The following is a 24,522-nucleotide window of genomic DNA, read 5'->3' on the forward strand; positions in this document are numbered from 1 at the left end:
TCACAGGATGCCGGCACCTTTTTCGGCGTCATCCCCGCGAAGGCGGGGATCCAGGCTTACCCATTGGTTCTGCTCGGGAAACACTGGATCCCCGCCTTCGCGGGGATGACGGCCGATAAGAGGCTCCGGAAACTCACGGTCTCTGATTTGAAAGGATCGACGCTCAGGCGAGCTTGCCGACCGCCTCCTCCAGCAGGCCCCAGGCCTCGTCCCCGAAACGGCCCTTCCACTCGCCGTAGAAGCCGCTGTCGCGCAGCTTGGCGCGGAAGCTGTCGGGCGACGGCTGGTTGAAGGCCAGCCCCTTCGATTCCAGATCGGCGCGGACCGAGGCGTTCAGCGCCTTGATGTCGCCGCGCTGGGCCATGCCGGCGTCGTTGATGGCGTTGGCGACGATGGTCTGCATCTCCGGCGGCAGGCCCTTCCAGGCACGGCCGTTGGCGATGAACCAGAATCCGTCCCAGATGTGGTTGGACAGGGAGCAGTATTTCTGCACCTCGTACAGCTTGGCGACCTGGATGATCGGCAGCGGGTTCTCCTGCGCGTCGACGATCCGGGTCTGCAGCGACGAATAGACCTCGCTGAACTGCAGGCTGGTGGGGGCAGCACCCAGACCCTTGAACATTGCGATGCTGAGCGGGCTGACCGGCACGCGGATCTTCAGCCCGTCCATGTCGGCGGCGGACGTGATCGCCTTCCCGCCGCTGGTCATCTGGCGGAAGCCGTTGTCCCACATCTTGTCGAAGGCGTGGAGGCCGACCTTGGAGATGGCGTTGCGGACATGGGCGCCCAGCTTGCCGTCCATCGCCTTCCACACCTGATCGTAGTCGGAGAAGGCGAAGCCGACCGCGTTGATGGCGGCGACCGGAACCAGCGTGGCGATGACCAGCGCCGACGGGGTGAAGAAGGTCAGCCCGCCGCTGCGCACCTGGGACAGCATGTCGGTGTCGCCGCCGAGCTGGTTGTTGGGGAAAATCCTGACCTCGACCCGGCCGTTCGACTCCCTGGCGATCCGCTCCGCCGCCTCGTGGGCGCGGACGTTCAGCGGATGGGTCAGCGGCAGGTTGTTGCCGTACTTCAGCTCGAATTCCGCGGCGCGCGCGATGTGCGGCATGCCGATGACGGCACCGGCGGCCCCGATGGCGGGAAGGGCCGCGGGGGCGGTGGCGAAGGCCTTCAGCATGGTGCGGCGGGTCAGACTGGTCATGTTCGATCCTCCCATAGGGTTCCGGCCGACTTTGCTGCTTCCGGCCTTGCGTTTCTGATGTGATCTGATGTCAATTGATGATTGTTGGGTGGACGGTAGGTCCAGGGCCAACAAGTGTCAAACGCGAATGATGATGGTTTTTGATGGTTTCGCCGATGGATGATGCGGACACCCAGGGACTCCAGCGTGGAACCCAGCGCGGTCTGCCGCGGGTGGTCGACATCGCGCAGGCGGCGGGCGTGTCCACCGCAACGGTCGACCGCGTTCTGAACCACCGGCCAGGCGTGCGCGCCGCCACGGTGCAGCGGGTGCTGAAGGCCGCGGCGGAGCTGGACTATCTGCCGGAGTCCGAACTGCATGCGGCGGCGGTGCAGAAGCCGATGCGGCTGTCCTTCCTGCTGCCGGCCGGAAACAACCGCTTCCTGACCGGGCTGGGCGAGATGATCCGGCGGGCCGATGCCATGCTGGCCCCGCACGGGGTGAAGGCGCAGGTCGAGTTCATCAAGAGCTTCAATCCGGAACTGCTGGCCCGCTGCCTGTTCCAGCACGGCCGCAAGGCCGACGGCGTCGCCTTCATGGCGCTGGAGCATCCGGCGGTGCGCGAAGCGGTGGATGCGCTGGCGGAGCGCAACGTACCGGCGGTCACGCTGATCTCCGACATCCTGAACTGCCGCCGCGCCGGCTATGTCGGGCTGGACAACCGGGCGGCGGGGCGGACCGCCGGCTATCTGATCGCGCGATTCCTGGGCAGGCGGCCGGCGAAGGTGGCGATGATCGCCGGCAGCCTCAGCTACCGCGCCCATGAGGACCGCGAGATGGGGTTCCTGCATGTCCTGAAGGAGATCGCCCCCGACATCGAGGTGGTCGGCCTGCGCGAGGGCCATGACGACGAGGGCAAGAGCTACCGCCAGACCCGCATGCTGCTGGGGCTGCACCCCGACCTTGCCGGCGTCTACAACATCGGCGGCGGGGCGGAGGGCGTGGCCCGCGCACTGAAGGAGACCCGGCGGGAGCGGGAGATGGTCTGCATCGGCCACGGCCTGACCAACGAGACCCGCGGCCTGCTGATCGACGGCACGCTGGATGCGGTCATCACCCAGGACCCGCGCAACACGCTGTCGGCCTGCGTGGCGATCTTCAGCAACCTGCGGGCGGGGCGGCCGGCGATGCAGGGGGTGGAGACGCCGCGGGGCGAGGTGATCTTCCGCGAGAACCTGCCGCAGGGCATGCTGCCGGACGAGTGACGGTTGGACGAGTGACGGCTGATCGCCCGGCGGCCTGTGTCGCGCGCTTACCGCATATGGGGTGTTACCGGTAACGTGGGTGCGGCATGATGCCACAGACGCTATGCTGGCGCCCGCTCCAATGGCGCCCGCACCCGGCGCATCCGCAAGCCGAGGGGAGATATGCAGCCAATCATTCAGATTCGTGGGTTGGAAAAGACCTACGCATCCGGCTTCCAGGCCCTGAAGGGTGTCGATCTCGACATTCGCCATGGCGAGATCTTCGCGCTGCTGGGACCGAACGGCGCCGGCAAGACGACGCTGATCAGCATCGTCTGCGGCATCGTGCGGGCAACGGCCGGCACCGTGACGGTGGACGGCCACGACATCATGCGCGACTGGCGCGCCGCCCGCTCCCTGATCGGCCTTGTCCCGCAGGAGCTGACGACCGAGTCGTTCGAAAGCGTCTGGGCGACGGTCAGCTTCAGCCGGGGCCTGTTCGGCAAGCCGTCCGACCCGGCGGTGATCGAGCGGATCCTGAAGGACCTGTCCCTGTGGGACAAGAAGGACACCAAGGTCATGGCACTGTCCGGCGGCATGAAGCGGCGCGTGCTGATCGCCAAGGCGCTGTCGCACGAGCCGCGCGTGCTGTTCCTGGACGAGCCGACCGCCGGCGTGGACGTGGAGCTTCGCCGCGGCATGTGGGAGATGATCGGGCGCCTGCGCGACAGCGGCGTCACCATCATCCTGACCACCCATTACATCGAAGAGGCCGAGGAGATGGCCGACAGCATCGGCGTGATCTCCGGCGGGCGGATCATCCTGGTTGAGGAGAAGGCCGCGCTGATGGAAAAGCTGGGCAAGCGTCTGCTGACCCTGCAACTGCTGTCCCCGCTGGACTCCATCCCGCCCGAATTCGCCGGCTATCCGCTGACCCTGTCGGCCGATGGGCGGGAACTGGTCTACAGCTTCGACACGCAGGGCGAGCGTACCGGCATCGCCGGGCTGCTGCGCAAGCTGGGCGACCACGGCATCAACTATACGAACCTGCGCACCGAGGAAAGCTCCCTGGAGGAGATCTTCGTCAGCCTCGTGAAGGAGCGGGCATGAACCTGCATGCGATCAAGGCCATCTACGTCTTCGAGCTGGCCCGCACCTGGCGCACGCTGTTCCAGAGCATCGCCGGGCCGGTGATCTCCACCTCGCTGTACTTCATCGTCTTCGGCGCGGCGATCGGCGGGCGCTTCGCGTCGGTGGAGGGCGTCAGCTACGGCGCGTTCCTCGTCCCCGGCCTCGTCATGATGTCGGTGCTGACGGAAAGCGTGTCGAACGCGTCCTTCGGCATCTACATGCCGCGCTATTCCGGCACGATCTACGAACTGCTGTCGGCCCCGGTCTCCGCCTTCGAGACGGTGATCGGCTATGTCGGGGCGGCGGCGACCAAATCCGTCATCCTCGGCACGCTGATCCTGCTGACCGCAAGGCTGTTCGTGGATTTCTCGATCGCCCACCCGGTCTGGATGGTGGCCTTCCTGGTGATGACGTCGGTGACCTTCAGCCTGCTGGGCTTCATCCTGGGCATCTGGGCCGATGGCTGGGAAAAGCTGCAGATCGTGCCGATGCTGATCGTCACGCCGCTGGCCTTCCTGGGCGGCAGTTTCTATTCGATCAGCATGCTGCCGCCCTTCTGGCAGAAGGTCACCCTGTTCAACCCGGTCGTCTATCTGGTCAGCGGCTTCCGCTGGAGCTTCTACGGCGCCGCCGACGTGCCCGTCGCGCTGAGCCTCGTCATGGTCGCGCTGATGATGGCGATCTGCCTTGCCGTCGTCTGGTGGATCTTCCGCACGGGCTACAAGCTGAAGAACTGAGGGCGCGTTTCACGGGTGAGGCGTTCGCCACGACGGGCGCAAGCACCTCACCCGCGACCCGAAGCGGTCCGCGCGAGACCGGCGTAATGCCGGACGTCAAAGGCGATGAACTCGACCTCCGCGTCGGTGACATCGCGCAGATGCTTGGCCGGGCTGCCGGCCCAGAGTTGGCGGGCGGGGATGCGCTTGCGCAGGGTCAGGACGGATCCTGCGGCCAGCATGGCACCGCTTTCCACGACGGCCCCGTCCAGCACGATGGAGCCGATGCCGATCAGGCAGCCGTCCGCCAGCGTGCAGCCATGCATCCGCACGCCATGGCCGATCACGACGTCGGCGCCGATGACGGTGGGATATTCATTCAGCATGACATGGATGATGGTGCCGTCCTGGATGTTGGTGCGCGGCCCCACCGCGATGCTGTGGTCGTCGCCGCGCAGGACGCAGCCGTACCAGACGCTGGCCTCCGCGCCGATGGTGACGTCGCCCACCACCACCGCGCCGGGGGCGATGTAGGCGTCGGCGGCGATGCGCGGCCACACCCCCTTGAAGGGCTGGATGATGGCGCCGGGATGACGGGCCAGCAGGGCCTCGCCGGTCTCAAAAGGCGTTTCGGGTGCGCTCTCGGAGGTCATTGCTTCTTTTCCTTATCCCCACCGGTCAGGAGGCGAGCCGTTCCTTTCCCGCCTCCGCCTTCGGTCCGTCGGCCGGATCGGCCACCACACCGGCGGCGAGCAGCCGGTCGATTTCCGCCGGAGTATAGCCCAGTTCGGCCAGCAGCGCCGCGCTCTGCGCGCCGACCTGCGGCAGCGCCATGCGCGGACCCAGCCGCTGCCCGTCCAGCGTCAGCGGCAGCAGCGGCACGCGCGCCTCTCCACCAGTCTCGGTGGCGATGGTGGCAAGACCGCCGCTCTGGTTCAGGTGGGGATCGTCGAACAGCTCCTCCGGCCGGTTGATCGGGGCATAGGGCAGGCCGTTGCGCTCGAACAGCTCGGCGATCTCGGCCTTGCTGTAGGCGGCGAGGCGGCGGCGGATTTCCGGCAGCATCCAGTCGCGGGCGAGGCAGCGCTTGGTGTTGCCGTCCAGCCTGGGATCGGCCAGCAGATCGTCGAAGCCGAAGGCGGTGCAGAAGGTCCGCCATTGCACGTCGCTGACCGCACCCAGGAAGATCTGCTCGCCGTCCTTCACCTCGAAGGTGTCGTAGATGCTGAAGGCGGCGATCCGCTCTGGGAAGGGGGGCGGGGCTTCGCCGGTCACGGCGAACTGCTGCATGTGCTGGGCCGACAGCAGGACGCAGGTCTCGTAGAGGCCGGACTGGATGTCCTGGCCGCGGCCGGTGGCCTCGCGGGTGCGCAGCGCCGCCATGATGCCGATCACGCCGAACATCCCGCCCATGATGTCGTTGACCGAGCTGCCGGCGCGCAACGGCCGGCCGGTGGGTCCGGTCATGTAGGCGAGCCCGGCCATCATCTGCACCACCTCGTCCAGCGCGGTGCGCTTTTCATAAGGGCCGGGCAGGAAGCCCTTCAGGGACAGGTTGATGATGCGCGGGTTGCGCGCCTGGAGGCTGGCGTAGTCGAGGCCGTAGCGCGCCATCAGGCCGGGGCGGAAATTCTCCAGAACCACGTCGGCGGTGTCGACCAGCCTGTGGACGGCGGCCAGCCCGTCGGGGCTGTTCAGGTCGACGGCAAGCGACTTCTTGTTTCGGTTGAAGGTGCGGAAGAAGCCGGCGGCGGCCCCCGGCAGGGCGCGGGTCTTGTCGCCGGTCACCGGCTCCACCTTGATCACGTCGGCGCCGAGATCGCCCAGGATCATGCCGCAGGTCGGCCCCATCACCATGTGGGAGAATTCGACGACGCGGATGCCGGCCAGGGGCAGGTTGGGGGTGGTGGCGTCAGACATGGACGGGGCTCCGGTGAAAATGGCTTTGGTCGAAATGCTTGGGCAGGCCGGCGGCGGCGATCCTGCCGTGCAGCGGCTGGCCGGGAAGAAGGGTGGCGAGCAGACGTTGCGCCTCGATCAGGGCGTCCAGGTCGATGCCGGTGTCGAAGCCCATCGCCTCCAGCATGAAGACCAGATCCTCTGTTGCGACGTTGCCGCTGGCGCCGGGGGCGTGCGGACAACCACCCAGCCCCCCCAGCGAGGCGTCGAACTCGCGGATGCCGATGTCCAGCACCGCGAGGCAGTTGGCGAGGCCGAGACCGCGGGTGTCGTGGAAATGGGCGCTCTGCAGCCGGTCGCCGGCCACGTCCTTCACCCGCTTGTAGAGGCGGCGGACCTGGGCCGGATTTGCGTAGCCAACGGTATCGGCCAGCGCCACGCGGTCGGCCCCGGCCTCCAGGCAGGCTTCGGCGAGGCGGACCACCTCGTCCTCCGGCACTTCGCCCTGGATGGTGCAGCCGAAGGCGGTCGAGATGCCGGCGTCGATTCGGGTCCTGTATCCGCCTTCATCGCGGGCGCGGCAGACGCGGGCCAACTCCTCCACCGACTCCTCGCGGGTCTTGCGGATGTTGGCGCGGCTGTGCGCTTCGCTGGCCGACAGGGGCAGGACGATGACGTCGGAGCCGGCGGCGAGCGCCGCCGTGGCGCCCTTCAGGTTGGGGGCCAGCGTGTGGACGATGATACCGGGCAGCGCACGGGCGCCGGCCACCACCTCGGCCGCGTCGGCCATCTGGGGCAGCAGCCTGGGCGGTACGAAGGAGGCGGCTTCGAAGCGGCGGACGCCGGCGCGGTGCTCGGCCTCCAGCCAGCGCAGCTTGTCGGCGGTGGGTACCACGCGGTCGAGAATCTGGAGCCCGTCGCGCAAGCCGACCTCGACGATGGTCACGGGGTCTTTCGTCATGGAGTCTTTGGTCAAGGCAAGGGTCCTCCGTTCGGATGCGCCGGGAGGGGGCGCATCCGGTGGAAACGGAAAGCGAAAAGCTGGAAGAGGCTAGGTCAGATGCCGAAGCCCGCCGCCTGCGGCAGCCAGAGCGACAGCGACGGAACCAGCCAGGTCACGAACAGGCCCGCCATCATCAGCAGCACGTAGGGCAGGGCGCCACGCGTCACCTCGGCAAGGGACGACGTGGTGATACCCTTGATAACGAACAGGTTCATGCCGACCGGCGGGGTGATCAGCGCCAGTTCCAGGTTGATCATCAGCATCACGCCATACCAGATCGGGTTGATGCCCAACGCGGTCATCACCGGCAGGATGATGGGGGTGGTGATCAGGATGATGGCGATGGTCTCCAGGAACATGCCCAGGATGAAGATCGCCAGCATCACCGCCAGGATGAAGCCGCCCTGCGACAGGCCCAGCGCCGTCACCGTCTCCATGATCTGGGCCGGCAGGCGGATGATGGTGATGGCGTGGCCGAACATGCCGGCGGCGGCGATGATCATGAACAGCATGGCGCTGGTCCGCATCGTCTGCACGCCGCAATCCAGCAGGTCGGCGAAGGACACGTTGCGGTAGACCAGCAGCGCCACCGCCAGCGCATAGACCGCACCGACCGCCGCGGCCTCGCCCGGCGTGAAGACGCCGAGATAGATGCCGCCCAGGATCAGCGGCGGCATCACCACCGCCCAGACCGACTTGCGGAAGGCGACGGCGACGGCGACGAGGCCGGGCCAGGGCTGCGACCGCACGGCATCCTGCCGCTTTGCCTGGAGCCAGCTGTAGCCGGCGAACAGCACCGCCATCAGCAGGCCCGGAATGATGCCGGCCAGGAACAGCGCGCCGATGGACGCGTCGGTGACGATGGCGTAGAGGATCATCGGCCCGGACGGCGGGATCAGGATGCCCAGCGTGCCGCCGGCGGCGATCAGCCCGTAGGTGTCGCGCTGGCGGTAGCCGAAGCGCTTCATCTGCGGGATGGAGATCGAGCCGATGGTCAGCGCCGTCGCCACCGACGAGCCGGAAATGGTCGAGAAGATGGTGCAGGACAGGATGGTGGCGAAGCTGAGCCCGCCCTTGATGTGCCCGACCAGCGTGTTCGACATCTCGTAGAGGTCGTCGACCACCTTGGCCTTGATCATGATGTGCGCCATGAAGGCGAACATCGGGATGGTGGCGAGCAGCGGGTTGTTCAGGCTGGAGAACACCGCGTCGGCCATGCCGTCGATGCTGCCCTCGAACAGGGCCAGCACGCCCAGCGAGGTGAGGGAGAGCGCCGCGAAGATCGGCATGCCGCTGAACAGCAGGAGCAGCAGCAGGCCCAGGATCAGGAACGTCATCAGTGGCCTCCCCTCGTCTCGTCCGTCCCCTCGCCCGCCAGGGCGGAGAGCAGCTTGGCGAAGGCGACGATCCCCAGCAGGGCGGCGCCGATGGGAAGCGTGGCCTGCGGGATCCACATCGGCAGCTCCAGCTGGCCCGGCGAGAAAGCGTCGAAGTCGTAGGAGAACATGGCGGTGTGCCAGCCGGTGCGGGCCAGCAGCACGGCGACGACCAGCACCGCCAGATTGGCCCAGGCATCCAGCCAGCGCCGGCCGCGCGGACCGACGAAGCCCATGATCAGGTCGATGCGGATATGGTGGCCGGTGCGCAGCGCCTCCGCCGCACCGGCCATCACCATGGCGACGACCATGAAGCCGCAGGCCTCGTCCACACCCTCCAGCGGCTGGCCCACGACATAGCGGGCGAAGACGCCGGCGGTGGTGAGGGCCAGCACGACGACGATCAGCAGGATGCTGAGTGCGCCGCCGATGCGCGACAGGACCGACGCGGTGCCGGTCAGCAGGCGCAAGGCGCCGCGGGCCGCGCCCCTGCCGCTTGCCGGTGTGGCGGTGTCGGGGGTGGACATGCTGCTCATGGCCGGTCCCCTCTTCACTGGAGCTTGTTGACGAGTTCCAGAAGCTTGCGGCCGTCGGCGCCGGTTTCGTCGGCGAATCCCTCGGCGAAGGCGGGAGCCATGGCGGCCTTGAAGGCGGCATTCTCCTCCGGGGTCGCAATGTGGACCTTGACGCCCTTCGATGCCAAGTCCGCCGGCGCGCTGGCCGCAGCCTCCTGCGAGGCTTCGATCGCCCAGCCGGCGGCAAGGTCGCCGGCCTTCTTCAGGGCGGCCTTGTCCTTGTCGGTCAGCTTGTTGTACCAGCCGGGATTGACGTAGCCGTGCAGATAGGCGGCCAGCACCGGCACCACGGTCATGTGGTCCTGCACCTCGTAGTATTTGCGCGACCAGGCTGCGGCGACGTCGGTGATGGCGGAGTCGATGACGCCGGTCGCCAGCGCCTGATAGACCTCGCTGCCGGGGATCGCCACCGGGGTGGCGCCCATCGCCTTCAGCCCGCGGTCGAAGGCCGGGCCGAGGCCGCGCATCTTCAGCCCCTGGAAATCCTCCGGCTTAAGCAGCGGCTTGCCCTTGGAGGTGAAGACGCTGGTGTTGGTCTGGAACATCCAGGCGATGTTCTTCACGCCCTTCTTCAGCAGGCGCTCCTCGAGGAAGGCGGCGGCTTCGGAGTCCGGCCATTTCTTCCACGCCTCGATCGACGACATGGTGTAGGGGCCGACCGTGACGTTCATCAGCGGCAGGGTCTTGCCCCACTGGAAATTCAGCGAGAAGGCGCATTCGATGTCGCCCTTGGCCACGGCCAGGATGTTCTCGTTGGCCTTGATCAGGCTGTCGGAGCCGAACACCTGGACGTCCAGATTGCCATCGGACAGGGTCTTCACCTCCGCAGCCCAGCGCTCGACGACCTTGGAGATATGGTGGGCCGGCGGCAGCTGATGGCTGCAGCGCATCCGCGTCGCCGCCTCCGCGTCCGTCGGCAGCGCCATCAGCGCGGTGGCCGAAGCGGCGGCGAGCAGCCCCAGCATCGGCTTCGCGCGGGTAAGACCATGGGTGGACGTCTTGGTGGTCGTCATGTCCTGCACCTCCCTCCAGTGGTTCGTTGCGGCATTCCGGCGGCGGAGAAGCCGGGGCCGGAAGCCGGGCCCATTCAACTGCGGGCCTTCGAATTGTTTGCCTGCGAAACAGATCACCACGGGATTGCAGGGTCGTAAAATATAAAGAAAAGAAGCGAGCTATCTGGTTTCGAGATGGGTATCGCGCAGCCGTCCGGGCCAGCGGCCGCTCGCCTGCGCCTCGTGCACCACGTCGATCATCAGCCGCCGCGCCTCCATCACCGCGCGGGATGCGGTCTTGATGCGCGAGGACACCAGATACAGGGTGCGTCCCATCGTCGGGTTGACCACCGGCCGCGCCACCAGCTCGCCGCGGGCGATCTCGTCGCCGGCCAGCGCCGCCGACTGGATGGTCACGCCCAGCCCGGCGCTGACCGCCCGTTTCAGCGGGATCGCCGATTCGATCTCCATATGGACCCGCGCGGCGATGGCGTTGCGCACCTCCGCGTCGCTGGCCAGCGCCTGCAGCACGGCGGTTCGGCCGGGCATGATCAGCGGCAGGCGCAGCGCGTCGGCGAGATCGATCGGTCCTCCGTCGCCGAGCATCGCGCGGGTACCGAGACAAACAAGTTCCTCGTCCAGCAGCGGAACGCCTTCCAGCCGGTCGTCGTTGGGGGGCACCAGGGTCAGGGCGATGTCGGCCTGACCGGACAGCATCCACTGGTGCATGATCTCGCTGTGCGCTTCGATGACGCGGAGCTTCACCTCCGTCAGGGTGGAGGCGACCCGGCGGATGAAGGGCAGGCCGATGGCCTCCATCGCGGTGTAGTTGAAGCCGACCATCACCGGTCCCACCACCGCCCGCGCCAGCGACAGCACGTCCAGTTCCGCCTGCTCCAGCGCGTGCAGCACGCCCCTGGCATGGGCGTGGAGCCGTTCCCCCGCTTCCGTCCGGCTGACGCCGCGCGGCTGCCGCACCAGAAGCTGGACGCCCAAATCCTCCTCCAGCGTCGCCACATGCTGGCTGATCGCCGACTGGGCGACGTTCAGAAACTCACTGGCTTTGGAAAAGCTGCCCAGTTCGCAGACGGCGACGAAATAACGGAGGCGGCGAAAGTCCAGTTTGGTCGACATTCGGGCTTGTCCCAGGGTTGCCCGGCAGAGATGCGCCGGATTGGAAGGTCAGATCCGACACGGGGGCTGCAATCCTATATAGAGCGGATGCGCGGCCTGCCAGCAATCGTGGGCCGTTCATGACTGAAGCGCCGCATTTCGGTTGACGCGGCTTGCAGCCGCCCACCACTGTGACTGGTCCGCACAGACGGAGAGCGCTTCGATGGTGATGCTGACCGAACAGTTTCTGATCGACTACCTGCTGATCACAGCCGGTCTGCTCACTGTCGCCAGCTGTGTGCTGGGAGGCGTGTTTCTCGGTACGGTCTACCGGCAGCCGAACATGTGGATGCGCCTGCTGCTCTGGGGATTGCCGGCCACCTTGCTCACCACCGCTCCCTGGTCGCTCCTTCTGCCGATGCAGACGGCGCTGCTGATCGGTGCGGCCACCGCAGCCGCGATGGTCGGCGGGCTGCTTCTGATGCCCTGCCGCAGCGGCCGGCCGGCGCGGGGATGGCCCGGACTGATCGCCGACGGTCTGTCCGGCATCGGCCGGACGATGCTGATGCTCGCACCGGCGGTCGTGATCGGGGGAGCCCCGGACTGGGTGTTGTGGCTATCGCTGACCGCCCTCGTTCCGTCCCTCTATTGCGCAATCGTCCATATCCGCGACGTCGGCGGCTTGCTGGCCGAGGAGAGCACGGTGTGGGGCGGCACCCAGGGCGCCGTGCTGGCTGGCGTCCCGGCCCTCCTGATGGTGCTGTGACGCTGTGGCAATCCTCTGGTTGGACCATTCCGCCTACGCCGTTGATAAAGCTCCCGATTCTCGTCTATTGGTCTACAATTCCTGTTCTTCGCCATCTGGGCCGCCGGCATGGCGGCGACGCCGGTCAACGCCAAGCTGCACCCGCGCGAACCGGTGCGGAGCCTGGAGGATTCCGCGGCGTCCACCGTCCTGGTTTCGCCCAAGCTGGCCGGCGGGTTGGAACAGGCGCTGACCGGGTCGCCGGCGGGGCGTAGGGTAGGGCAGGGCCTTTTTCAGCGTCCGGCCGCCTGCCGCCGCAGGGTCTTCAACTCGTCGAAGCGGGCCGATACGTCGCGCATGACCGACGCCATTCCCATCATCGCCCTGTCAGCGTCCTTCAGGGGCACGATGGTGAACTCGACGGAGATGCGGCTGCCGTCCTTGCGCAGCGCTGGCACCGACAGCAGATCGCCGCTGCCATAGCGGCTCACGCCCGTCCGCATCACCTCGTCATAGCCCTCCCAATGGCGTTGGCGCTGGCGTTCGGGGATGATGATGTCCAGCGACTGGCCGAGCGCCTCCTCGGCGGTGAAGCCGAACACACGCTCCGCTCCCGCGTTCCAGAACCGGATCAGGCCCTCCCGGTCGGAATAGACGATGGCCTCCGCCGGGCTGTTCAACAGCGCCAGCCCGAGCCGCTGCAGGTCTTCCTCGGTCATCATTCCTCCCAATGTCTTGTGGTGAACTGTCGGATATCAAACGTCCAACACCAATCTTGCGCTTCGGGCACGCGATACGCACAGCATCATCGTCTTGCCGGCAGCACGTTCGGCGTCGGACAGGACGCTGTCGCGGTGGTCGGGTTCACCCTCCAGCACAGCCGTCTCGCAGGTGCCGCAGATGCCCTGCTCGCAGGACGAATCGACCGCGACGCCCGCGGCGTCGAGCGCTTCCAGAATGCTGGTCCCCGCCGCCACGGTGACGGTCACGCCGGAGCGGGCGCAAACCACTTCGAAGCCGTCGTCCGACGCAGCCTTGGGGGCGGTGTCCGCGCGCGGCGCGAACCACTCGAAACGCACGTCTTGCGTCGGCCGGGCGGCGGCGGCCACGGCTTCCATCAGCCGCTGCGGACCGCAGCAATAGATCAGGACATCTTCCGGGGTATCTGCAAGCAGCGCATCCACCGTCAGTTTCTTGCCTTCGTCGGCAGCATGGACCTCAACCCGGCCGTTGGCGCCTTGGGCGTCGGCCAAAGCGCGGAGTTCGCCGAGAAACGGCGCCACGGCTGCGCTGCGCACGCAATAGTGAAGAACCCAGTCGGCCTCCCGGCGCGCCGCCTCGCGGATCATCGGCAACAGCGGGGTGATGCCGATGCCCCCGGCGATGAACAGGTAGCGCGGCGCTTCGTCGAAGCGGAAATTATTGCGGGGCAGGGCGATGGTGATGTCGGTGCCCGGCGCCAGATCGCCATGGACGAAGCGCGATCCCCGCCCGCCCGGTACGTTCAGAACGGCGATGCTGTAGGCCTGCCGGTCCGCCGGATCGCCGCACAGCGAATAGGACCGCACCTCCCCGTCCGGCAGATGGACATCGATGTGGGCGCCCGGTTCCGCCTGCGGCAGCGATCGGCCATCGGGATCGCGCAGTTCGACCAGCAGAACCTGTGGCGCAACCCTTTCCAGACGGTGAACGCGCAGCGTCCGTGTTGTCGGGGGAGAGCGCCGCGGCGTTTCCAGCTGTACACTGCTCATCGTCTTACCTGCCTCAGAGGTTTATCGGCCGGGATCGGTTATGACGCTTGGCATGCCAGATCCCCAGATTCGCAGCCTAAAACCTCAAGTTAACTTCAGGTCAAGTGGAAATCCCGGAGAGCCGTTCATGGATCATCCACCCGTTGCCGAGTGTTGTTCGCAAAACGGTGCGCGCCAGCACCCAAGCAGGAGGAGCGGTCATGTCACGGGAAATCTTGTTTGCCCTGGTTGCGGCAGTCGGCTTGGCGGGAACGACGTTGGTTCCAGCGTTGGCCGCATCGGGCGATGTTCATGCGGTGGTGGGGGAGAAGGTGAACCTGCGCGCCGGCCCTTCCGACGACGCGGCGGTTCGCTCCACCATCGCGCGCGGGGACGAAGTCGTCGAGTTGAGGCGGGAGGGCAGTTGGCTGGGCGTCCGGGTGCTGCGCACCGGGGAGGAAGGGTGGCTGTTCGCCGATCTCGTCAAGCGGAACTCTGCCAGCACGCTGGGCGGCGGTGATACGGCTCCGGCGCAGGCCGGTTTCGGCCGGCTTTCGCCCGGCTTCGACGGACTGGTCGCAAACATCAGCGACAAGCTCGGCTACCGTTTCGCCGAAAAGGTTGAACAGTCCGGCAACGGCACACTTCGCGTCGTGCCGACCCAGGAATGGCAGTACAACACCAGCCGCGACGGCAAGATGTTCGCGGCACTGGCCCTGTACCAGATGTGGAAGAACTACAACAACGGACGCCCGGTGACGATGACGCTGGGCTCCCAGGGTCCGACCGCCATCACCATCGCGGACGCCGCGAACGGCCCCGAACTGACCGGCCCGATGTTGAACCCGGCACGTTGACGAGGGGGGCAGCGCTCGACTGGGATCGACCGCTGCCCCCACAAAATGGCGCATAAGCAAAATTATGGAAATGTTTTCCCGCTGCTCCTGGCTCAGATGTTCTGGCCGCCCGAAACCTCGATGCGCTGGGCGGTGACCCAGCGGTTGTCGGGGCCGAGCAGGCTCGCCACGGCCGGTCCGATGTCGTCCGGCACACCGACACGGCCAAGCGCGGTCATGGTGGCGAAGGCCTCGTTGTACGCCGGAGTGTCGCGCACAGCGCCGCCGAGGAAGTCGGTCTCGATGGCTCCGGGCGCGATCGCATTGGCGGTGATGCCGCGGACGCCGAGTTCCTTCGCCAGGTAGTGGGTAAGGATTTCAACCGCACCCTTGGCCGCCGAATAGGCCGAGAATCCGGGGAAGGACACGCGGGTCAGGCCGGAGGAGAAATTCACGATCCGGCCGCCGTCCGCCAGCTTTGAAAAATGAACCGCCCTGGGATCATGCGACGCCGCATGATCCCAGGGCTTGAGAACCGTCACGCCTGAACCTTGGTGACGGACATCGGCTTACCGCTCGGGCCGGGTGAAGAGCCGCAGGATCAGGGCGCCGATGGACGCGATGGTCGCCACCGCGATGACGCCGTTCCAGCCCCAGGCCGCCAACGCCTGACTGCCCAGCGTGGCGCCGGCCGCCATGCCGATGAACATGCCCACCATCAGCACCGCGTTCAGGCGGCTGCGGGCGGCCGGGTCGATGCCGTAGACGATGGTCTGATGGGCGATCAGCGAGGCCTGGACGCCGAGGTCGAAGCCGACGGCGCTGGCCACCAACAGCCACAGGCGGCCGCCCTCCGGCATCAGCGGCGACAGGAACATGGCGGCGAAGGACAGCGCGGCGAGACCGGCGCCCAGCCGGGTCATCAGCTCCGGCCCGCGGCTGTCGGCGATCCGTCCGGCGACCGGCGCCACCAGCGCGCCCGCCGCACCGGCCAGACCGAAGGCACCCGCCGCGGCGGCGCCCAGATGGAACGGCGCGCCATGCAGCATGACCGCCAGGGTCGACCAGAAGGCGCTGAAGCCCAGCGATAGCAGCCCCTGCGCCATCGCAGCGCGGCGCAGCGCCGGATGACGGCCCCACAGCACGGTCAGGGATGCCAGCAGTTCGCCATAGCCGAGGCTGGTCGTCGGTGCGAAGCGCGGCAGGCCGCGCCACAGCGCCACGCCCAGCAGCGCGATGCTTCCCGCCGCCGCCACGAACACGGCGCGCCAGCCGAAATGCTCGGCGATGAGGCCGCTGACCACCCGCGACAGCAGGATGCCGAGCAGCAGACCGGTCATCACCGTGCCGACCACCCGGCCGCGATGGTCCGCCAGGGCCAGGGTCGCCGCGGCGGGCACGATGTCCTGCGCCAGCGTCGCCGACAGGCCGAGAACCAGGCTCGCCGCCAGCAGCCCGGCGATGGACGGCGCAAAGCCCGCCGCCAGCAGCGCCAGGACCAGCACGGCCGCTTTCGCCAGGATGATCCGGCGCCGGTCGAAGCGGTCGCCCAGCGGTGCCAGCAACAGGATGCCGGCGGCATAGCCGAGCTGGGTCAGCGTCGGCACCCAGCCGACCGACCGGCCGTCGGCCTGGATATCGGGCCCGAGGACCCCCAGCATGGGTTGGCTGTAATAGAGCGATGCCGCCGCCAGACCGGCACCGGCGGCCAACAGGAATACCAGCGGCCGGCTCAGCCCGGCATCGGAGGACGCCGGCACCGCGGCTGCGCCACTATGCGCGGTTTGAATGGTCGTCATCGTGAGACCCCCTCAGGAACGTGATCAAGAGGGACTATGGCGGCGGGGTTTCAGAGACGGTAGCCGGATCAGGTGTAGATTTGCTATACGCAGTGCGTATGAGCACAGACCTTCCGTTGGCCGGCAGCGACCGAATCGCCTTGCTGGAAACCTTCGTCCGTGTCGTGGAGGCCGGCAGCCTGTCGGCTGCGGCGGCACAGCTCGGCAGCACCCAGCCGACGGTCAGCCGCCGCCTGCAACAGCTGGAGCGGATGCTGGGCGTCCGGCTGCTGCAGCGCTCCACCCACCGGATGGCGCTGACCGACGACGGAGCGCGCTGTTACGAGCGGGCGAAGGACCTGCTCGCCGGCTGGCAGATGCTGGAAAGCGACGTACGGGGGGCGGACGACCAGCCGTCCGGCCATCTTCGGGTGGTGGCGCCCCATGCGTTCGGACAGCAGCAGTTGATCGGGCCGGTGGCCGACTACCTGCAACGCTACCCGCGGATGACAGTGGAATGGCTGCTGCACGACCGGATGCCGGATTTCATCGGCGAGGGCATCGACTGCGCCATCCGCGTCGGCGAGGTCGGTGACCCGTCCGTCATCGCCCTGCGGCTGGGGGAGGTGCCGCGGATCGCCGTCGCCTCCCCTGCCCTGCTCGACGGACGCCCGGTTCCGGCGCATGCGTCGGAACTGGCGGATCTGCCCTGGCTGGCATTGCGCACCTTCTATCGCGACGAGGTCACGCTGACCCATGCCGAAACCGGCGAAGCGGTGACCTTCCCCATCCGTCCCCGGCTGTCCACCGACGGGTTGCAGGCGATCCGCAACGCGGCGATCCGTGGGCTGGGGGCCGCCATCGCGTCGGAATGGGCGCTGGTGGATGATCTGGCGACCGGGCAGTTGGTCCACCTCGCACCCGACTGGCAGGCGGCGCCGCTGCCGGTGCATCTGGTCTATCCGCCGGCCCGGCACCAGCCGACGCGCCTCCGGCGCTTCATCGACGCGATGCGCGTCGCGGTGCCCATCGCCTTTCGGACGATCCAGGCACCGTGACGACGAACCGCATCCTCAGGCGGCGCGGACGGTGGAGAGGAAGTCCTCGACCTCGCTGCGCAGCTTGACGGTCTCGCGCACCAGATCGCTGGCGGCCTCCAGCACGCCCGAGGCGGCGGTACCGGTCTGCCCGACGGGCTGGGCGACGCCGGCGATGTTGCTGTTGACCTCCGCCGTATGGCGGGCGGCCTGCTGAATGTTGGCGCCGATGTCCTTTGTGGCGGCGCTCTGCTGTTCCACCGCCGAGGCGATGGCGGTGGCGATGTCGCTGACCGAGGTGATGGTGGCGCCGATGCCCTGCACCGCCGTCACCGTGCTGCCGGTGAACTGCTGGATTTCCAGCACCTTGGCCTGGATGTCGTCGGTGGCGCGGGCGGTCTGGTTGGCCAGCGCCTTCACCTCGCTCGCCACGACGGCGAAGCCCTTGCCATGTTCCCCGGCACGGGCCGCCTCGATGGTGGCGTTCAGGGCCAGCAGGTTGGTCTGGCCGGCGATGGCGTTGATCAGCTCCACCACCTGCCCGATCTCCTGGGCGGCCGATGCCAGGCTGTGGATCATGCCGTCGATCTTCGCCGCCTCGTCCACCGCACGGCCGGCGACAGAGGTGGACATCGTCACCTGACGGCCGATCTCGGCGATGGAGGCGAACAGCTCCTCGGTCGCGGCGGCGACGGTGTTGACGTTGCTGCTGGCCTGCTCGGACGCCTGCGACACCGCATCCGCCTGGGTGCCCGACCGCTCGGCGGCGCCGGCCATGCCGGTGGCGGTGCTTTCCATCTGATGGGACGCGGTGGCGACGGCACCAACCACGCCCATCACGCGCGCCTCGAACCGGGCGGCCATGTCGAGCAGGGCGGCGCGGCGTTCGGCATCGGTGCGCTCCTTCTGTGCCTCGGCCTCGGCCTGCAGGCGGCGCACCTCCAGGCCGTTGCGCTTGAACTCGTCCAGCGCGCGGGCCAGCGTGCCGACCTCGTCCCCGCGGTCCTGGTGGCCGATGGCGACCGAAAGATCGCCGGTGGAAATGCGGTTGGTGGCCTGGGTCAGCTGCAGAATGGGGGTGGTGATGCGCCGGCCGATCCAGACGGCCAGGCCGAGGCTGATCGCCGCCAACGTTGCGATCACGGCGGCGATGTTCAGCATGGTCTGCAGGCGCGCGGCGGCCACGGTGTCGAGATAGACGCCGGAGCTGACCACCCAGCCCCAGCCCTTGGTCAGCTTGGAATAGGCCGATTTCTCCACCGGATCGCTGGAACCGGGCTTGGGAAAGAAGAAGGAGGAATAACCGCCGCCGGATTCGGCCGCCGCGATCTCGTCGCGCACGAACAGACGGCCGGTCTTGTCGGTGCTGTCCCACATGGCCTTGCCTTCGACCTGCGGGTTCAGGTGGGCCAGGATGTTGCCCTTGCGGTCGAGGATCAGCGCATATTCCGTGCCGTCGTAGCGGGCCGACCGCGCGATGTCGAGCGCCAGCTTCTGCGCGTCGGCGACCGGCAGCTCGCCGGACACGGCCCGCTGTTCGAACCGCTCGATGACGGAGGTCACCATCTCCACCGCGACGCGGGCGCGGGCCTGGCGCTCCTCCATCATCACGGTGCCGAGCGTTTTCGCAGTCATGGCCCCGGCGCCGACCAGCGCCAGGACGGTGATCAGGGGCAGCAGCAGCAGGCGCCCCCGGATGCCACGCAATGCGGAAATCATGTCTCTGTTGTCCCCGGCGACTGGCTTTTGCGGCGTGCGTCTCGGCCGCGCCGTGGCCGGACCCGCCGGAACGGCCGACCGGCGCCGCACCCCTCCGGGCGGCGCCGGCCGAGCCGTTTACGCACTCATATCGCGTGATCTTTCACGGATGGTTTACACGCTGCACAAAATTGGTCAGCGGTTCACCACCTTGGGCGGGAGCGCATAGACCAGCAGGGCGCCGATCACGAGACAGCCGGAGAAGAACCACAAGGCGACGCTGCTGCTGCCGGTCAGGTCGATGACGATGCCGATCAGCGAGTTGCTGACCAGACCGGCGATGCTGGCGAGCGAGATCGCCATGGCGAAGCCGGTGGCCGCCGCCGTGCCCTTCAGGAAGGTGGCCGGCAGGCTGAAATAGGCCGGAAGCGGACCCAGCACGCCGACCGACGCGACGGTGAACAGCGCCACGGTGGCGATGAGGTTCTCGGCGAAGAAGGTGCTGGTCGCCATCGCGGCGGACGCGGCCAGGAAGGGGATGATGATGTGCCAGCGGCGCTCGCGCATCCGGTCGGAACTGGCGCCGATCAGCAGGATGCCGACCACGGCGACGATGTTGGGGATCATCGTCAGCAGGCCGATGTGGAACGGATCCATCACGCCGGTCTTGCGGATGAAGGTGGGAAGCCAGAAACCGATGGCGTAGGCGGTCAGCAGGATGGCGAAGTCGATGCCGCCCAGCATCCAGACCTTCAGGTTCAGCAGCCCTTCCTTGAAGCTGTGGCCGACATTCTTGGCATCGGCGTCGTCACCGTGCAGGTCGGCTGCAAGCCGGGCCTTCTCATTGCCCGACAGCCACTTGGCATCCTTGTAGGAGTTGGGCAGGGCCACGAAGGTCAGGAAGCCTAGCAGCACGCTGGGGATGGCTTCCAGCAGGAACAGCCACTGCCAGCCGCGCAGGCCCTGGACATTGTCGAAATGGCTCATGATCCAGCCCGACAGCGGGCCGCCGATCACGCTGGACAGCGGCAGGCCGATGACGAACAGCGCCATGATGCGGCCGCGGCGGTAGGTCGGGAACCACAGCGTCAGGTAATAGAGCACGCCGGGCAGGAAGCCGGCCTCGGCGGCGCCGAGAAGGAAACGGACGATGTAGAACTGGGTCGGCGTCGTGACCAGCATGGTCGCGGCCGACAGCAGGCCCCAGGTGATCATGATGCGGGCGATCCACAGCCGCGCGCCGACCTTGGTCAGCACGAGGTTGCTCGGCACCTCGAACAGGATGTAGCCGACGAAGAACAGGCCGGCGCCCAGACCGTAGGCAGCCTCGCTGAACTGCAGGTCACCCATCATCTGCAGCTTGGCGAAGCCGATGTTGATGCGGTCCAGATAGGCCGCCAGATAGCAGAAGCAGAGGAACGGAATGAGGCGCCAGGTGATCTTCTTGTAGAGCTGGTCCGCATCGACGGACTGCGCCGCGCCAAGTGCGGCATTGGGCGCCGCATCCGCTGTTGTCGTCTGGGCATAGGACATGTCGTCTGTCTCCTTACGCTGATCGCGTTGTGAACCCGTCCTGTTTTTTCATGCCGGCGCCGCCTGTCTCGGGTGCGGCGCCGGTTGTCGGTCCCAGTTTGTTTTTTTGTTAGTCCTGTAGTGCTCATCCCCCTCTCCCCCCCCGGGGAGAGGGTCGGGGTGAGGGGGATTCATGGCGTGGATTCTTGAGGAAGGGCCGCCGCGCTTCCCCCTCACCCTTAACCCTCTCCCCGGGGGGGAGAGGGAACCATCCTGCTTCCTTACCGGCCGAACTGCGCGAGCGCCTCCTGCTTGTTCACCACATCGCCGTACTTGCTGTCGATGTCGAACAGGTTGGCCTCGTGCGGGCCGTCATGGCGGTCGCCGACGCACTCGCGGACCACGATGGTGCGGAAGCCGTGCTGGACCGCATCGACGGCGGTGGCGCGGATGCAGCCGCTGGTCGAGCAGCCGGTCAGCACCACCGTGTCCACCCCCATCGCATGCAGCATCGGGGCGAGGCTGGTGCCGAAGAAGGCGCTGGCATACTGCTTGGAGATCACCACCTCGTGATCGAGCGGCGCGACCTCCGGGCAGAAGGCGGCGAGCGGGTTGCCCTCCACCATATCCTTCATCACCGGGGCCTTGCGCACCCACATGCCGCCATCGGCGAAATGGCCGGGGTGATAGCGGATGTTGGTGTGGACGACCGGGATTCCGCTGCTGCGGGCGGCGTCCAGCAGCTCCACCGTCTCCGCCACCGCGCTCACCACGCCGGGGGCGTAGAGCGGCGCGCCTTCGGTGGTGTAGCCCTGCATGAAGTCGATCACCAGCAGGGCCGGCCGCTCGCCGAAGCCGATCCGGTTGCCCCAGACATCCTTGTAATTGTCGGATGCGCTCTGCCCGTCGGTCATGTGGCCGCTCCTCAGTACGCGCCGGACAGCAGGGCGCCGGCGCCGGGCACGACCGGTTCCAGCTTCAGCGCCTTCAGCATGGCGTAGGTCGTGGCGATGGCGGCGGTCAGCACCGGCTTGCCGGTCTCCGCCTCCACCCGCGGCACCACCGGCAGCGACGGCATCTGCACGCAGGCGGACAGGACCACCACGTCCACGCCCTCCAGGTTCATGCCGCGCACGATGTCCGGCAGGTTGTTGGGGTCGTGGCGGGCGACGTCGAGGTTGTCGGGGATCTCCAGCGCGCGCCAGTCCTGCACCTCGAAGCCCTCGGCGCGGATATAGTCCACCACCAGTTCGGTCAGCGGGCGCATGTAGGGGGCGACGATGGCGATGCGCTTGGCGCCCATCACCTTCAGCCCGTCGACCAGGGCGCCGGCGCTGGTGACCACCGGGGCTGGCGCGTCGTTCTCCAGCGTCTTGCGGGCAAGCCGCGCCTCGGAATCGCGGTGATAGCCGAGGCCCATCGACATGATGGCGACGAGGCAGGCATAGCCCAGCACATCGACGCGGGCGTCCGACAACTCGACGGCGCAGCGGTCGGATTCGGCGTCCATCGCCGCCAGCTCTTCCTTCCTGACCGTCTTCATCCGCATGCGAGCGGAATGGAAGGTGAAGCGTTCCGGGCGGATCGCCTGACGCGCGGTCAGCATGGCCGGGATTTCCGTTTCCATGGTGACGTTGGAGCTGGGGACGATCTGGCCGATGCGGTACAGCGAAGACATGGATTGGTTCCTATCGATCAGGCGAGCGGATGGCCGAGGCTGTTGCCGAAAGCGGCGAAGAAGCCGTCGAGGTCATCCCAGGGGATCATGTGCCCGGCATCGGGGACGCGGGCGATGCGAATGGCCGGCTGGAGGCGGGCGATCTCCTCCTCGTCCTCCGGCTGGATGACGCCGCCACGGCCGGCGACCATCAGCAGGGCCGGGACCGGCAGTTTCGGCAGGTCGGCATGGATGTCGTCCTGGTGGAAGCCCTCATAGGTCCGGACGATGGCCGGCTCGTAGCAGGTGTGCAGCCATTCCGCGCGCAGCCGCAGCTGCTCCTCCGTCCAGGTCGGGCAGAAGGCGCGCATGGCGTCGGCATCCATGCCCTTCAAGGACTGGCGGATGGAGTCGACGTACCAGGGCAGCCCACTGGGATAGGCCCGGCGGCCGGGGCCGGAGACCGGCGGATCGATCAGCACCAGCTGGCGCAGGCCCTTCGCGTCGCCGCGCACCGAGGCGCGGATGGCGAAGCGGGCGCCCATGGAATGGCCGACCAGGATGTAATCGGTCAGGCCCAGCGCCGCGACGAAGGCGTTCACGTCGTCGGCGCAGGCGTCGATGCCGTAATCCAGATGCGGCCCGCTTTCCGACAGACCGCGTCCGCGTACGTCCAGCACATAGGTGTCGAATTGCCGGCCGAAGCGTTCGGCGACGAAGCCCCAGGTGACGGCCGGGCTGGTGATGCCGGGGATCAGCACGATGGCCGGACGACCCGCATGCCGTTCCCCGCCATAGCGCAGGTAATGCTGGCGGATGCCGTTGGCCTGGACGTTGGCGCCGTAGAGGAAGGTGGAGGCGGTCATGCCGCGATGCCTTCGCGCAGCGGCTGCTCATAGACGTCGTAGCCGAAGACCCAGGCCGGATCCTCCTGCGTGCGCAGGAAGGTGTTGGCGTTGGACACCGACTGGACGCGGGTCGCACGGTCCTTGCGGTTGGCCTCGTACAGCGCGAAGGCGGTGCGGTAGTCGGTCAGGCCGGTTTCGGACAGGCAGCGGGTCAGCATCGCCGCGTCCTCGATCGCCATGCCGGCGCCCTGGGCCATGTGCGGCTTCATCGGGTGGCAGGCGTCGCCGAGCAGGACCAGCCGGCCGCGGCTCCACAACGGCAGCGGGTTGCGGTTGCGCAGCGGCCATTTGGTGACCTCCTCCGTGCACTCGATCAGCGCCTGGACGGTCGGGTGATAGCCCTGGAAGGCCTCGTACATCTCTTCGCGGCTGCTGTCGACGAAGGCTTCCTGGAAGTCCCAGGCCGGATGCGGCACGCCGGTGACGTAGTAATATTCGTCGCGCTTCCCGGTGGTGAAATAGACCATCATGTGACGGTCCTCGGTCCACCACTTGATGCAATCCTCGAAGGTCAGGTCGTATTTCGCCAGCTGCTCGCCGCGGATCAGTGCGCGGTGGGCGACCCAGCCGCTGTAGTTCGGCGCCTCGACACCCAGCAAGGCCTCGCGGATGCGGGAGTTGATGCCGTCGGCGCCGATAACGATGTCGGCGCGCGCCTCGGTCCCGTCGGCGAAGGTCAGATGCACGTCGTCGCCGCTGTCGGTGATCGTCTCCAGCCGCTTGTCGAACTGGACGGTGCCGGGGGCCAGCGTGTCCATCTGCAGCAGGTGCATGTCGCCGCGATGAACGGTGACGTAGGCGGCGCCGTATTCGCGCTTGGCGAAGTCGCCCAGCGGGATGCGCGACAGGTAATCGCCGGTGAAGCCGTCGCGGCTGAACCAGAAGTCCGGCTTGGAGCCCATCGCCTCCAGCGGCTTTTCGATGCCCAGGCGGCGGAACACCTTCATCACGTTGGGACCGACGTGAATCCCCGCGCCCAGCCGGGAGAATTCAGGCGCCTGTTCGTAGACATCCACCTGGAACCCGGCCTGCTGCAGAAGACCGGCGGCGGCGGCTCCGCCCAGGCCGGCCCCGACAATGGCGATTCTCTGAGTCTTTCCCATGGGTATGGCCCTTTGCTGAGGTGGGGTGTTCGGTCGGCGCTGCCGAAGGGCTCGCGACCGGATGCAAGGGTGCGGGAGGAGTGTCCGGGGGCTTCTCGCCCCGGCTCCGGCCGTCGACCGTTGCATTGAACTCGATATGGAGTGTGTACGCTGTTTCAGCTTGCCACGCAACACAATTCGTCATACAACGCTACTCAGGCTTTGTGGGGCCATTCCGGTCGTTGACGGCATGCGCCTGACCACAAAATAGCCTTGCACAGCCTCATTTTAAATCACAGATGCCTAT

23 protein-coding genes and 1 pseudogene are annotated in these 24,522 nt (G+C 67.4%); 6 read left to right on the plus strand and 18 right to left on the minus strand.

Features of this window, described 5'->3' with window-relative positions; translation table 11 throughout:
• Positions 1-163 precede the first annotated feature (163 nt).
• Positions 164-1,204: a TRAP transporter substrate-binding protein gene (locus F1643_RS12500; RefSeq protein WP_194913493.1), complete on the minus strand. Its 1,041-nt coding sequence runs from the start codon at positions 1,202-1,204 to the stop codon at positions 164-166.
• Between the two features lie 155 nt (positions 1,205-1,359).
• On the opposite strand from F1643_RS12500, the gene F1643_RS12505 reads away from it, so the two are divergent.
• The 3 genes from F1643_RS12505 to F1643_RS12515 all read left to right on the plus strand — a co-directional run bounded on the left by F1643_RS12505 (position 1,360) and on the right by F1643_RS12515 (position 4,295).
• Entirely contained in the window at positions 1,360-2,448 is a 1,089-nt protein-coding gene (locus tag F1643_RS12505) for a LacI family DNA-binding transcriptional regulator (protein WP_194913494.1), read from the plus strand.
• 162 nt (positions 2,449-2,610) lie between these two features.
• Positions 2,611-3,537 (plus strand): ABC transporter ATP-binding protein, encoded by a 927-nt coding sequence (locus F1643_RS12510; protein WP_194913495.1) that lies wholly within the window; start codon positions 2,611-2,613, stop codon positions 3,535-3,537.
• Positions 3,534-4,295, plus strand: a complete 762-nt coding sequence (locus tag F1643_RS12515; RefSeq protein WP_194913497.1) for an ABC transporter permease — start codon at positions 3,534-3,536, stop codon at positions 4,293-4,295. Before F1643_RS12510 ends, F1643_RS12515 begins: the two co-directional genes overlap by 4 nt.
• 47 nt (positions 4,296-4,342) lie before the next feature.
• On the opposite strand, the gene F1643_RS12520 is transcribed toward F1643_RS12515, so the two are convergent.
• The 7 genes from F1643_RS12520 to F1643_RS12550 form a co-directional block, all read right to left on the minus strand.
• Positions 4,343-4,927, minus strand: a complete 585-nt coding sequence (locus F1643_RS12520; protein ID WP_194913498.1) for a gamma carbonic anhydrase family protein — start codon at positions 4,925-4,927, stop codon at positions 4,343-4,345.
• A gap of 25 nt (positions 4,928-4,952) precedes the next feature.
• The gene (locus F1643_RS12525; protein WP_194913499.1) at positions 4,953-6,194 is read right to left on the minus strand and encodes a CaiB/BaiF CoA-transferase family protein; all 1,242 of its coding nucleotides are present in this window, start codon (positions 6,192-6,194) and stop codon (positions 4,953-4,955) included.
• Positions 6,187-7,134 (minus strand): hydroxymethylglutaryl-CoA lyase, encoded by a 948-nt coding sequence (locus F1643_RS12530; RefSeq protein WP_194913501.1) that lies wholly within the window; start codon positions 7,132-7,134, stop codon positions 6,187-6,189. The genes F1643_RS12525 and F1643_RS12530 overlap by 8 nt, the downstream gene beginning before the upstream one ends.
• Positions 7,135-7,229: 95 nt before the next feature.
• Positions 7,230-8,513 (minus strand): TRAP transporter large permease, encoded by a 1,284-nt coding sequence (locus F1643_RS12535; RefSeq protein ID WP_194913503.1) that lies wholly within the window; start codon positions 8,511-8,513, stop codon positions 7,230-7,232.
• On the minus strand, positions 8,513-9,088 hold the full coding sequence (locus F1643_RS12540) for a TRAP transporter small permease (RefSeq protein WP_194913504.1): 576 nt from the start codon (positions 9,086-9,088) through the stop codon (positions 8,513-8,515). Before F1643_RS12540 ends, F1643_RS12535 begins: the two co-directional genes overlap by 1 nt.
• Positions 9,089-9,102: 14 nt before the next feature.
• Positions 9,103-10,140, minus strand: a complete 1,038-nt coding sequence (gene dctP, locus F1643_RS12545) for a TRAP transporter substrate-binding protein DctP (RefSeq protein WP_194913506.1) — start codon at positions 10,138-10,140, stop codon at positions 9,103-9,105.
• 159 nt (positions 10,141-10,299) lie between these two features.
• On the minus strand, positions 10,300-11,253 hold the full coding sequence (locus tag F1643_RS12550) for a LysR family transcriptional regulator (protein WP_194913508.1): 954 nt from the start codon (positions 11,251-11,253) through the stop codon (positions 10,300-10,302).
• 202 nt (positions 11,254-11,455) lie between these two features.
• Between F1643_RS12550 and F1643_RS12555 the strand changes: the two genes are divergently transcribed.
• The gene (locus F1643_RS12555; protein ID WP_194913509.1) at positions 11,456-11,998 is read left to right on the plus strand and encodes a hypothetical protein; all 543 of its coding nucleotides are present in this window, start codon (positions 11,456-11,458) and stop codon (positions 11,996-11,998) included.
• Between the two features lie 272 nt (positions 11,999-12,270).
• Here the strand turns inward: F1643_RS12555 and F1643_RS12560 are convergent, their stop codons facing one another.
• Positions 12,271-12,696, minus strand: coding sequence for a PAS domain S-box protein (locus F1643_RS12560; RefSeq protein WP_194913529.1), 426 nt, complete (start codon positions 12,694-12,696; stop codon positions 12,271-12,273).
• A gap of 36 nt (positions 12,697-12,732) precedes the next feature.
• A complete protein-coding gene (locus F1643_RS12565; protein WP_194913510.1) occupies positions 12,733-13,728 on the minus strand; it encodes a PDR/VanB family oxidoreductase in 996 nt (331 codons plus the stop codon).
• Positions 13,729-13,928: 200 nt separating this feature from the next.
• On the opposite strand from F1643_RS12565, the gene F1643_RS12570 reads away from it, so the two are divergent.
• Positions 13,929-14,564, plus strand: a complete 636-nt coding sequence (locus F1643_RS12570; RefSeq protein WP_194913511.1) for an SH3 domain-containing protein — start codon at positions 13,929-13,931, stop codon at positions 14,562-14,564.
• Between the two features lie 92 nt (positions 14,565-14,656).
• Here F1643_RS12570 and F1643_RS12575 read toward each other — a convergent pair.
• Positions 14,657-15,019, minus strand: a pseudogene (locus F1643_RS12575) (SDR family oxidoreductase); the annotation flags it as partial.
• Between the two features lie 93 nt (positions 15,020-15,112).
• Entirely contained in the window at positions 15,113-16,342 is a 1,230-nt protein-coding gene (locus tag F1643_RS12580; RefSeq protein WP_194913512.1) for an MFS transporter, read from the minus strand.
• A 98-nt stretch (positions 16,343-16,440) separates the two neighbouring features.
• Between F1643_RS12580 and F1643_RS12585 the strand changes: the two genes are divergently transcribed.
• Entirely contained in the window at positions 16,441-17,379 is a 939-nt protein-coding gene (locus F1643_RS12585; protein WP_194913513.1) for a LysR family transcriptional regulator, read from the plus strand.
• A 15-nt stretch (positions 17,380-17,394) separates the two neighbouring features.
• On the opposite strand, the gene F1643_RS12590 is transcribed toward F1643_RS12585, so the two are convergent.
• From F1643_RS12590 to F1643_RS12615, 6 genes are all read right to left on the minus strand, one after another.
• A complete protein-coding gene (locus F1643_RS12590; protein WP_194913514.1) occupies positions 17,395-19,077 on the minus strand; it encodes a methyl-accepting chemotaxis protein in 1,683 nt (560 codons plus the stop codon).
• A gap of 174 nt (positions 19,078-19,251) precedes the next feature.
• Positions 19,252-20,589, minus strand: coding sequence for an MFS transporter (locus F1643_RS12595; RefSeq protein WP_194913515.1), 1,338 nt, complete (start codon positions 20,587-20,589; stop codon positions 19,252-19,254).
• Between the two features lie 260 nt (positions 20,590-20,849).
• Positions 20,850-21,482 carry an N-carbamoylsarcosine amidohydrolase gene (locus F1643_RS12600; protein WP_194913517.1) on the minus strand — a complete coding sequence of 211 codons (633 nt, stop codon included), beginning with the start codon at positions 21,480-21,482 and terminating at the stop codon, positions 20,850-20,852.
• 11 nt (positions 21,483-21,493) lie between these two features.
• Entirely contained in the window at positions 21,494-22,195 is a 702-nt protein-coding gene (locus tag F1643_RS12605) for an Asp/Glu racemase (RefSeq protein ID WP_206692470.1), read from the minus strand.
• Between the two features lie 68 nt (positions 22,196-22,263).
• Positions 22,264-23,091 (minus strand): alpha/beta fold hydrolase, encoded by an 828-nt coding sequence (locus tag F1643_RS12610; RefSeq protein ID WP_194913519.1) that lies wholly within the window; start codon positions 23,089-23,091, stop codon positions 22,264-22,266.
• Positions 23,088-24,236, minus strand: a complete 1,149-nt coding sequence (locus F1643_RS12615) for an FAD-dependent monooxygenase (RefSeq protein WP_194913520.1) — start codon at positions 24,234-24,236, stop codon at positions 23,088-23,090. The genes F1643_RS12610 and F1643_RS12615 overlap by 4 nt, the downstream gene beginning before the upstream one ends.
• Positions 24,237-24,522 lie beyond the last annotated feature (286 nt).

Source organism: Azospirillum sp. INR13 (assembly GCF_015390205.1).
In the GTDB taxonomy this organism is placed as follows: Bacteria; Pseudomonadota; Alphaproteobacteria; order Azospirillales; family Azospirillaceae; genus Azospirillum.

Bases quoted from the DNA above. Each gene is read 5' to 3' on its own strand.
- F1643_RS12505 (WP_194913494.1), top strand. From the start codon at position 1,360: ATGGATGATGCGGACACCCAGGGACTCCAGCGTGGAACCCAGCGCGGT.
- F1643_RS12515 (WP_194913497.1), top strand. From the start codon at position 3,534: ATGAACCTGCATGCGATCAAGGCCATCTACGTCTTCGAGCTGGCCCGC.
- F1643_RS12615 (WP_194913520.1), bottom strand. From the start codon at position 24,236: ATGGGAAAGACTCAGAGAATCGCCATTGTCGGGGCCGGCCTGGGCGGA.
- F1643_RS12570 (WP_194913511.1), top strand. From the start codon at position 13,929: ATGTCACGGGAAATCTTGTTTGCCCTGGTTGCGGCAGTCGGCTTGGCG.
- F1643_RS12550 (WP_194913508.1), bottom strand. From the start codon at position 11,253: ATGTCGACCAAACTGGACTTTCGCCGCCTCCGTTATTTCGTCGCCGTC.
- F1643_RS12595 (WP_194913515.1), bottom strand. From the start codon at position 20,589: ATGTCCTATGCCCAGACGACAACAGCGGATGCGGCGCCCAATGCCGCA.
- F1643_RS12600 (WP_194913517.1), bottom strand. From the start codon at position 21,482: ATGACCGACGGGCAGAGCGCATCCGACAATTACAAGGATGTCTGGGGC.
- F1643_RS12565 (WP_194913510.1), bottom strand. From the start codon at position 13,728: ATGAGCAGTGTACAGCTGGAAACGCCGCGGCGCTCTCCCCCGACAACA.
- F1643_RS12540 (WP_194913504.1), bottom strand. From the start codon at position 9,088: ATGAGCAGCATGTCCACCCCCGACACCGCCACACCGGCAAGCGGCAGG.
- F1643_RS12525 (WP_194913499.1), bottom strand. From the start codon at position 6,194: ATGTCTGACGCCACCACCCCCAACCTGCCCCTGGCCGGCATCCGCGTC.
- F1643_RS12520 (WP_194913498.1), bottom strand. From the start codon at position 4,927: ATGACCTCCGAGAGCGCACCCGAAACGCCTTTTGAGACCGGCGAGGCC.
- F1643_RS12605 (WP_206692470.1), bottom strand. From the start codon at position 22,195: ATGGAAACGGAAATCCCGGCCATGCTGACCGCGCGTCAGGCGATCCGC.
- F1643_RS12500 (WP_194913493.1), bottom strand. From the start codon at position 1,204: ATGACCAGTCTGACCCGCCGCACCATGCTGAAGGCCTTCGCCACCGCC.
- F1643_RS12590 (WP_194913514.1), bottom strand. From the start codon at position 19,077: ATGATTTCCGCATTGCGTGGCATCCGGGGGCGCCTGCTGCTGCTGCCC.
- F1643_RS12610 (WP_194913519.1), bottom strand. From the start codon at position 23,091: ATGACCGCCTCCACCTTCCTCTACGGCGCCAACGTCCAGGCCAACGGC.
- F1643_RS12510 (WP_194913495.1), top strand. From the start codon at position 2,611: ATGCAGCCAATCATTCAGATTCGTGGGTTGGAAAAGACCTACGCATCC.
- F1643_RS12585 (WP_194913513.1), top strand. From the start codon at position 16,441: ATGAGCACAGACCTTCCGTTGGCCGGCAGCGACCGAATCGCCTTGCTG.
- dctP (WP_194913506.1), bottom strand. From the start codon at position 10,140: ATGACGACCACCAAGACGTCCACCCATGGTCTTACCCGCGCGAAGCCG.
- F1643_RS12530 (WP_194913501.1), bottom strand. From the start codon at position 7,134: ATGACGAAAGACCCCGTGACCATCGTCGAGGTCGGCTTGCGCGACGGG.
- F1643_RS12560 (WP_194913529.1), bottom strand. From the start codon at position 12,696: ATGACCGAGGAAGACCTGCAGCGGCTCGGGCTGGCGCTGTTGAACAGC.
- F1643_RS12535 (WP_194913503.1), bottom strand. From the start codon at position 8,513: ATGACGTTCCTGATCCTGGGCCTGCTGCTGCTCCTGCTGTTCAGCGGC.
- F1643_RS12555 (WP_194913509.1), top strand. From the start codon at position 11,456: ATGGTGATGCTGACCGAACAGTTTCTGATCGACTACCTGCTGATCACA.
- F1643_RS12580 (WP_194913512.1), bottom strand. From the start codon at position 16,342: ATGACGACCATTCAAACCGCGCATAGTGGCGCAGCCGCGGTGCCGGCG.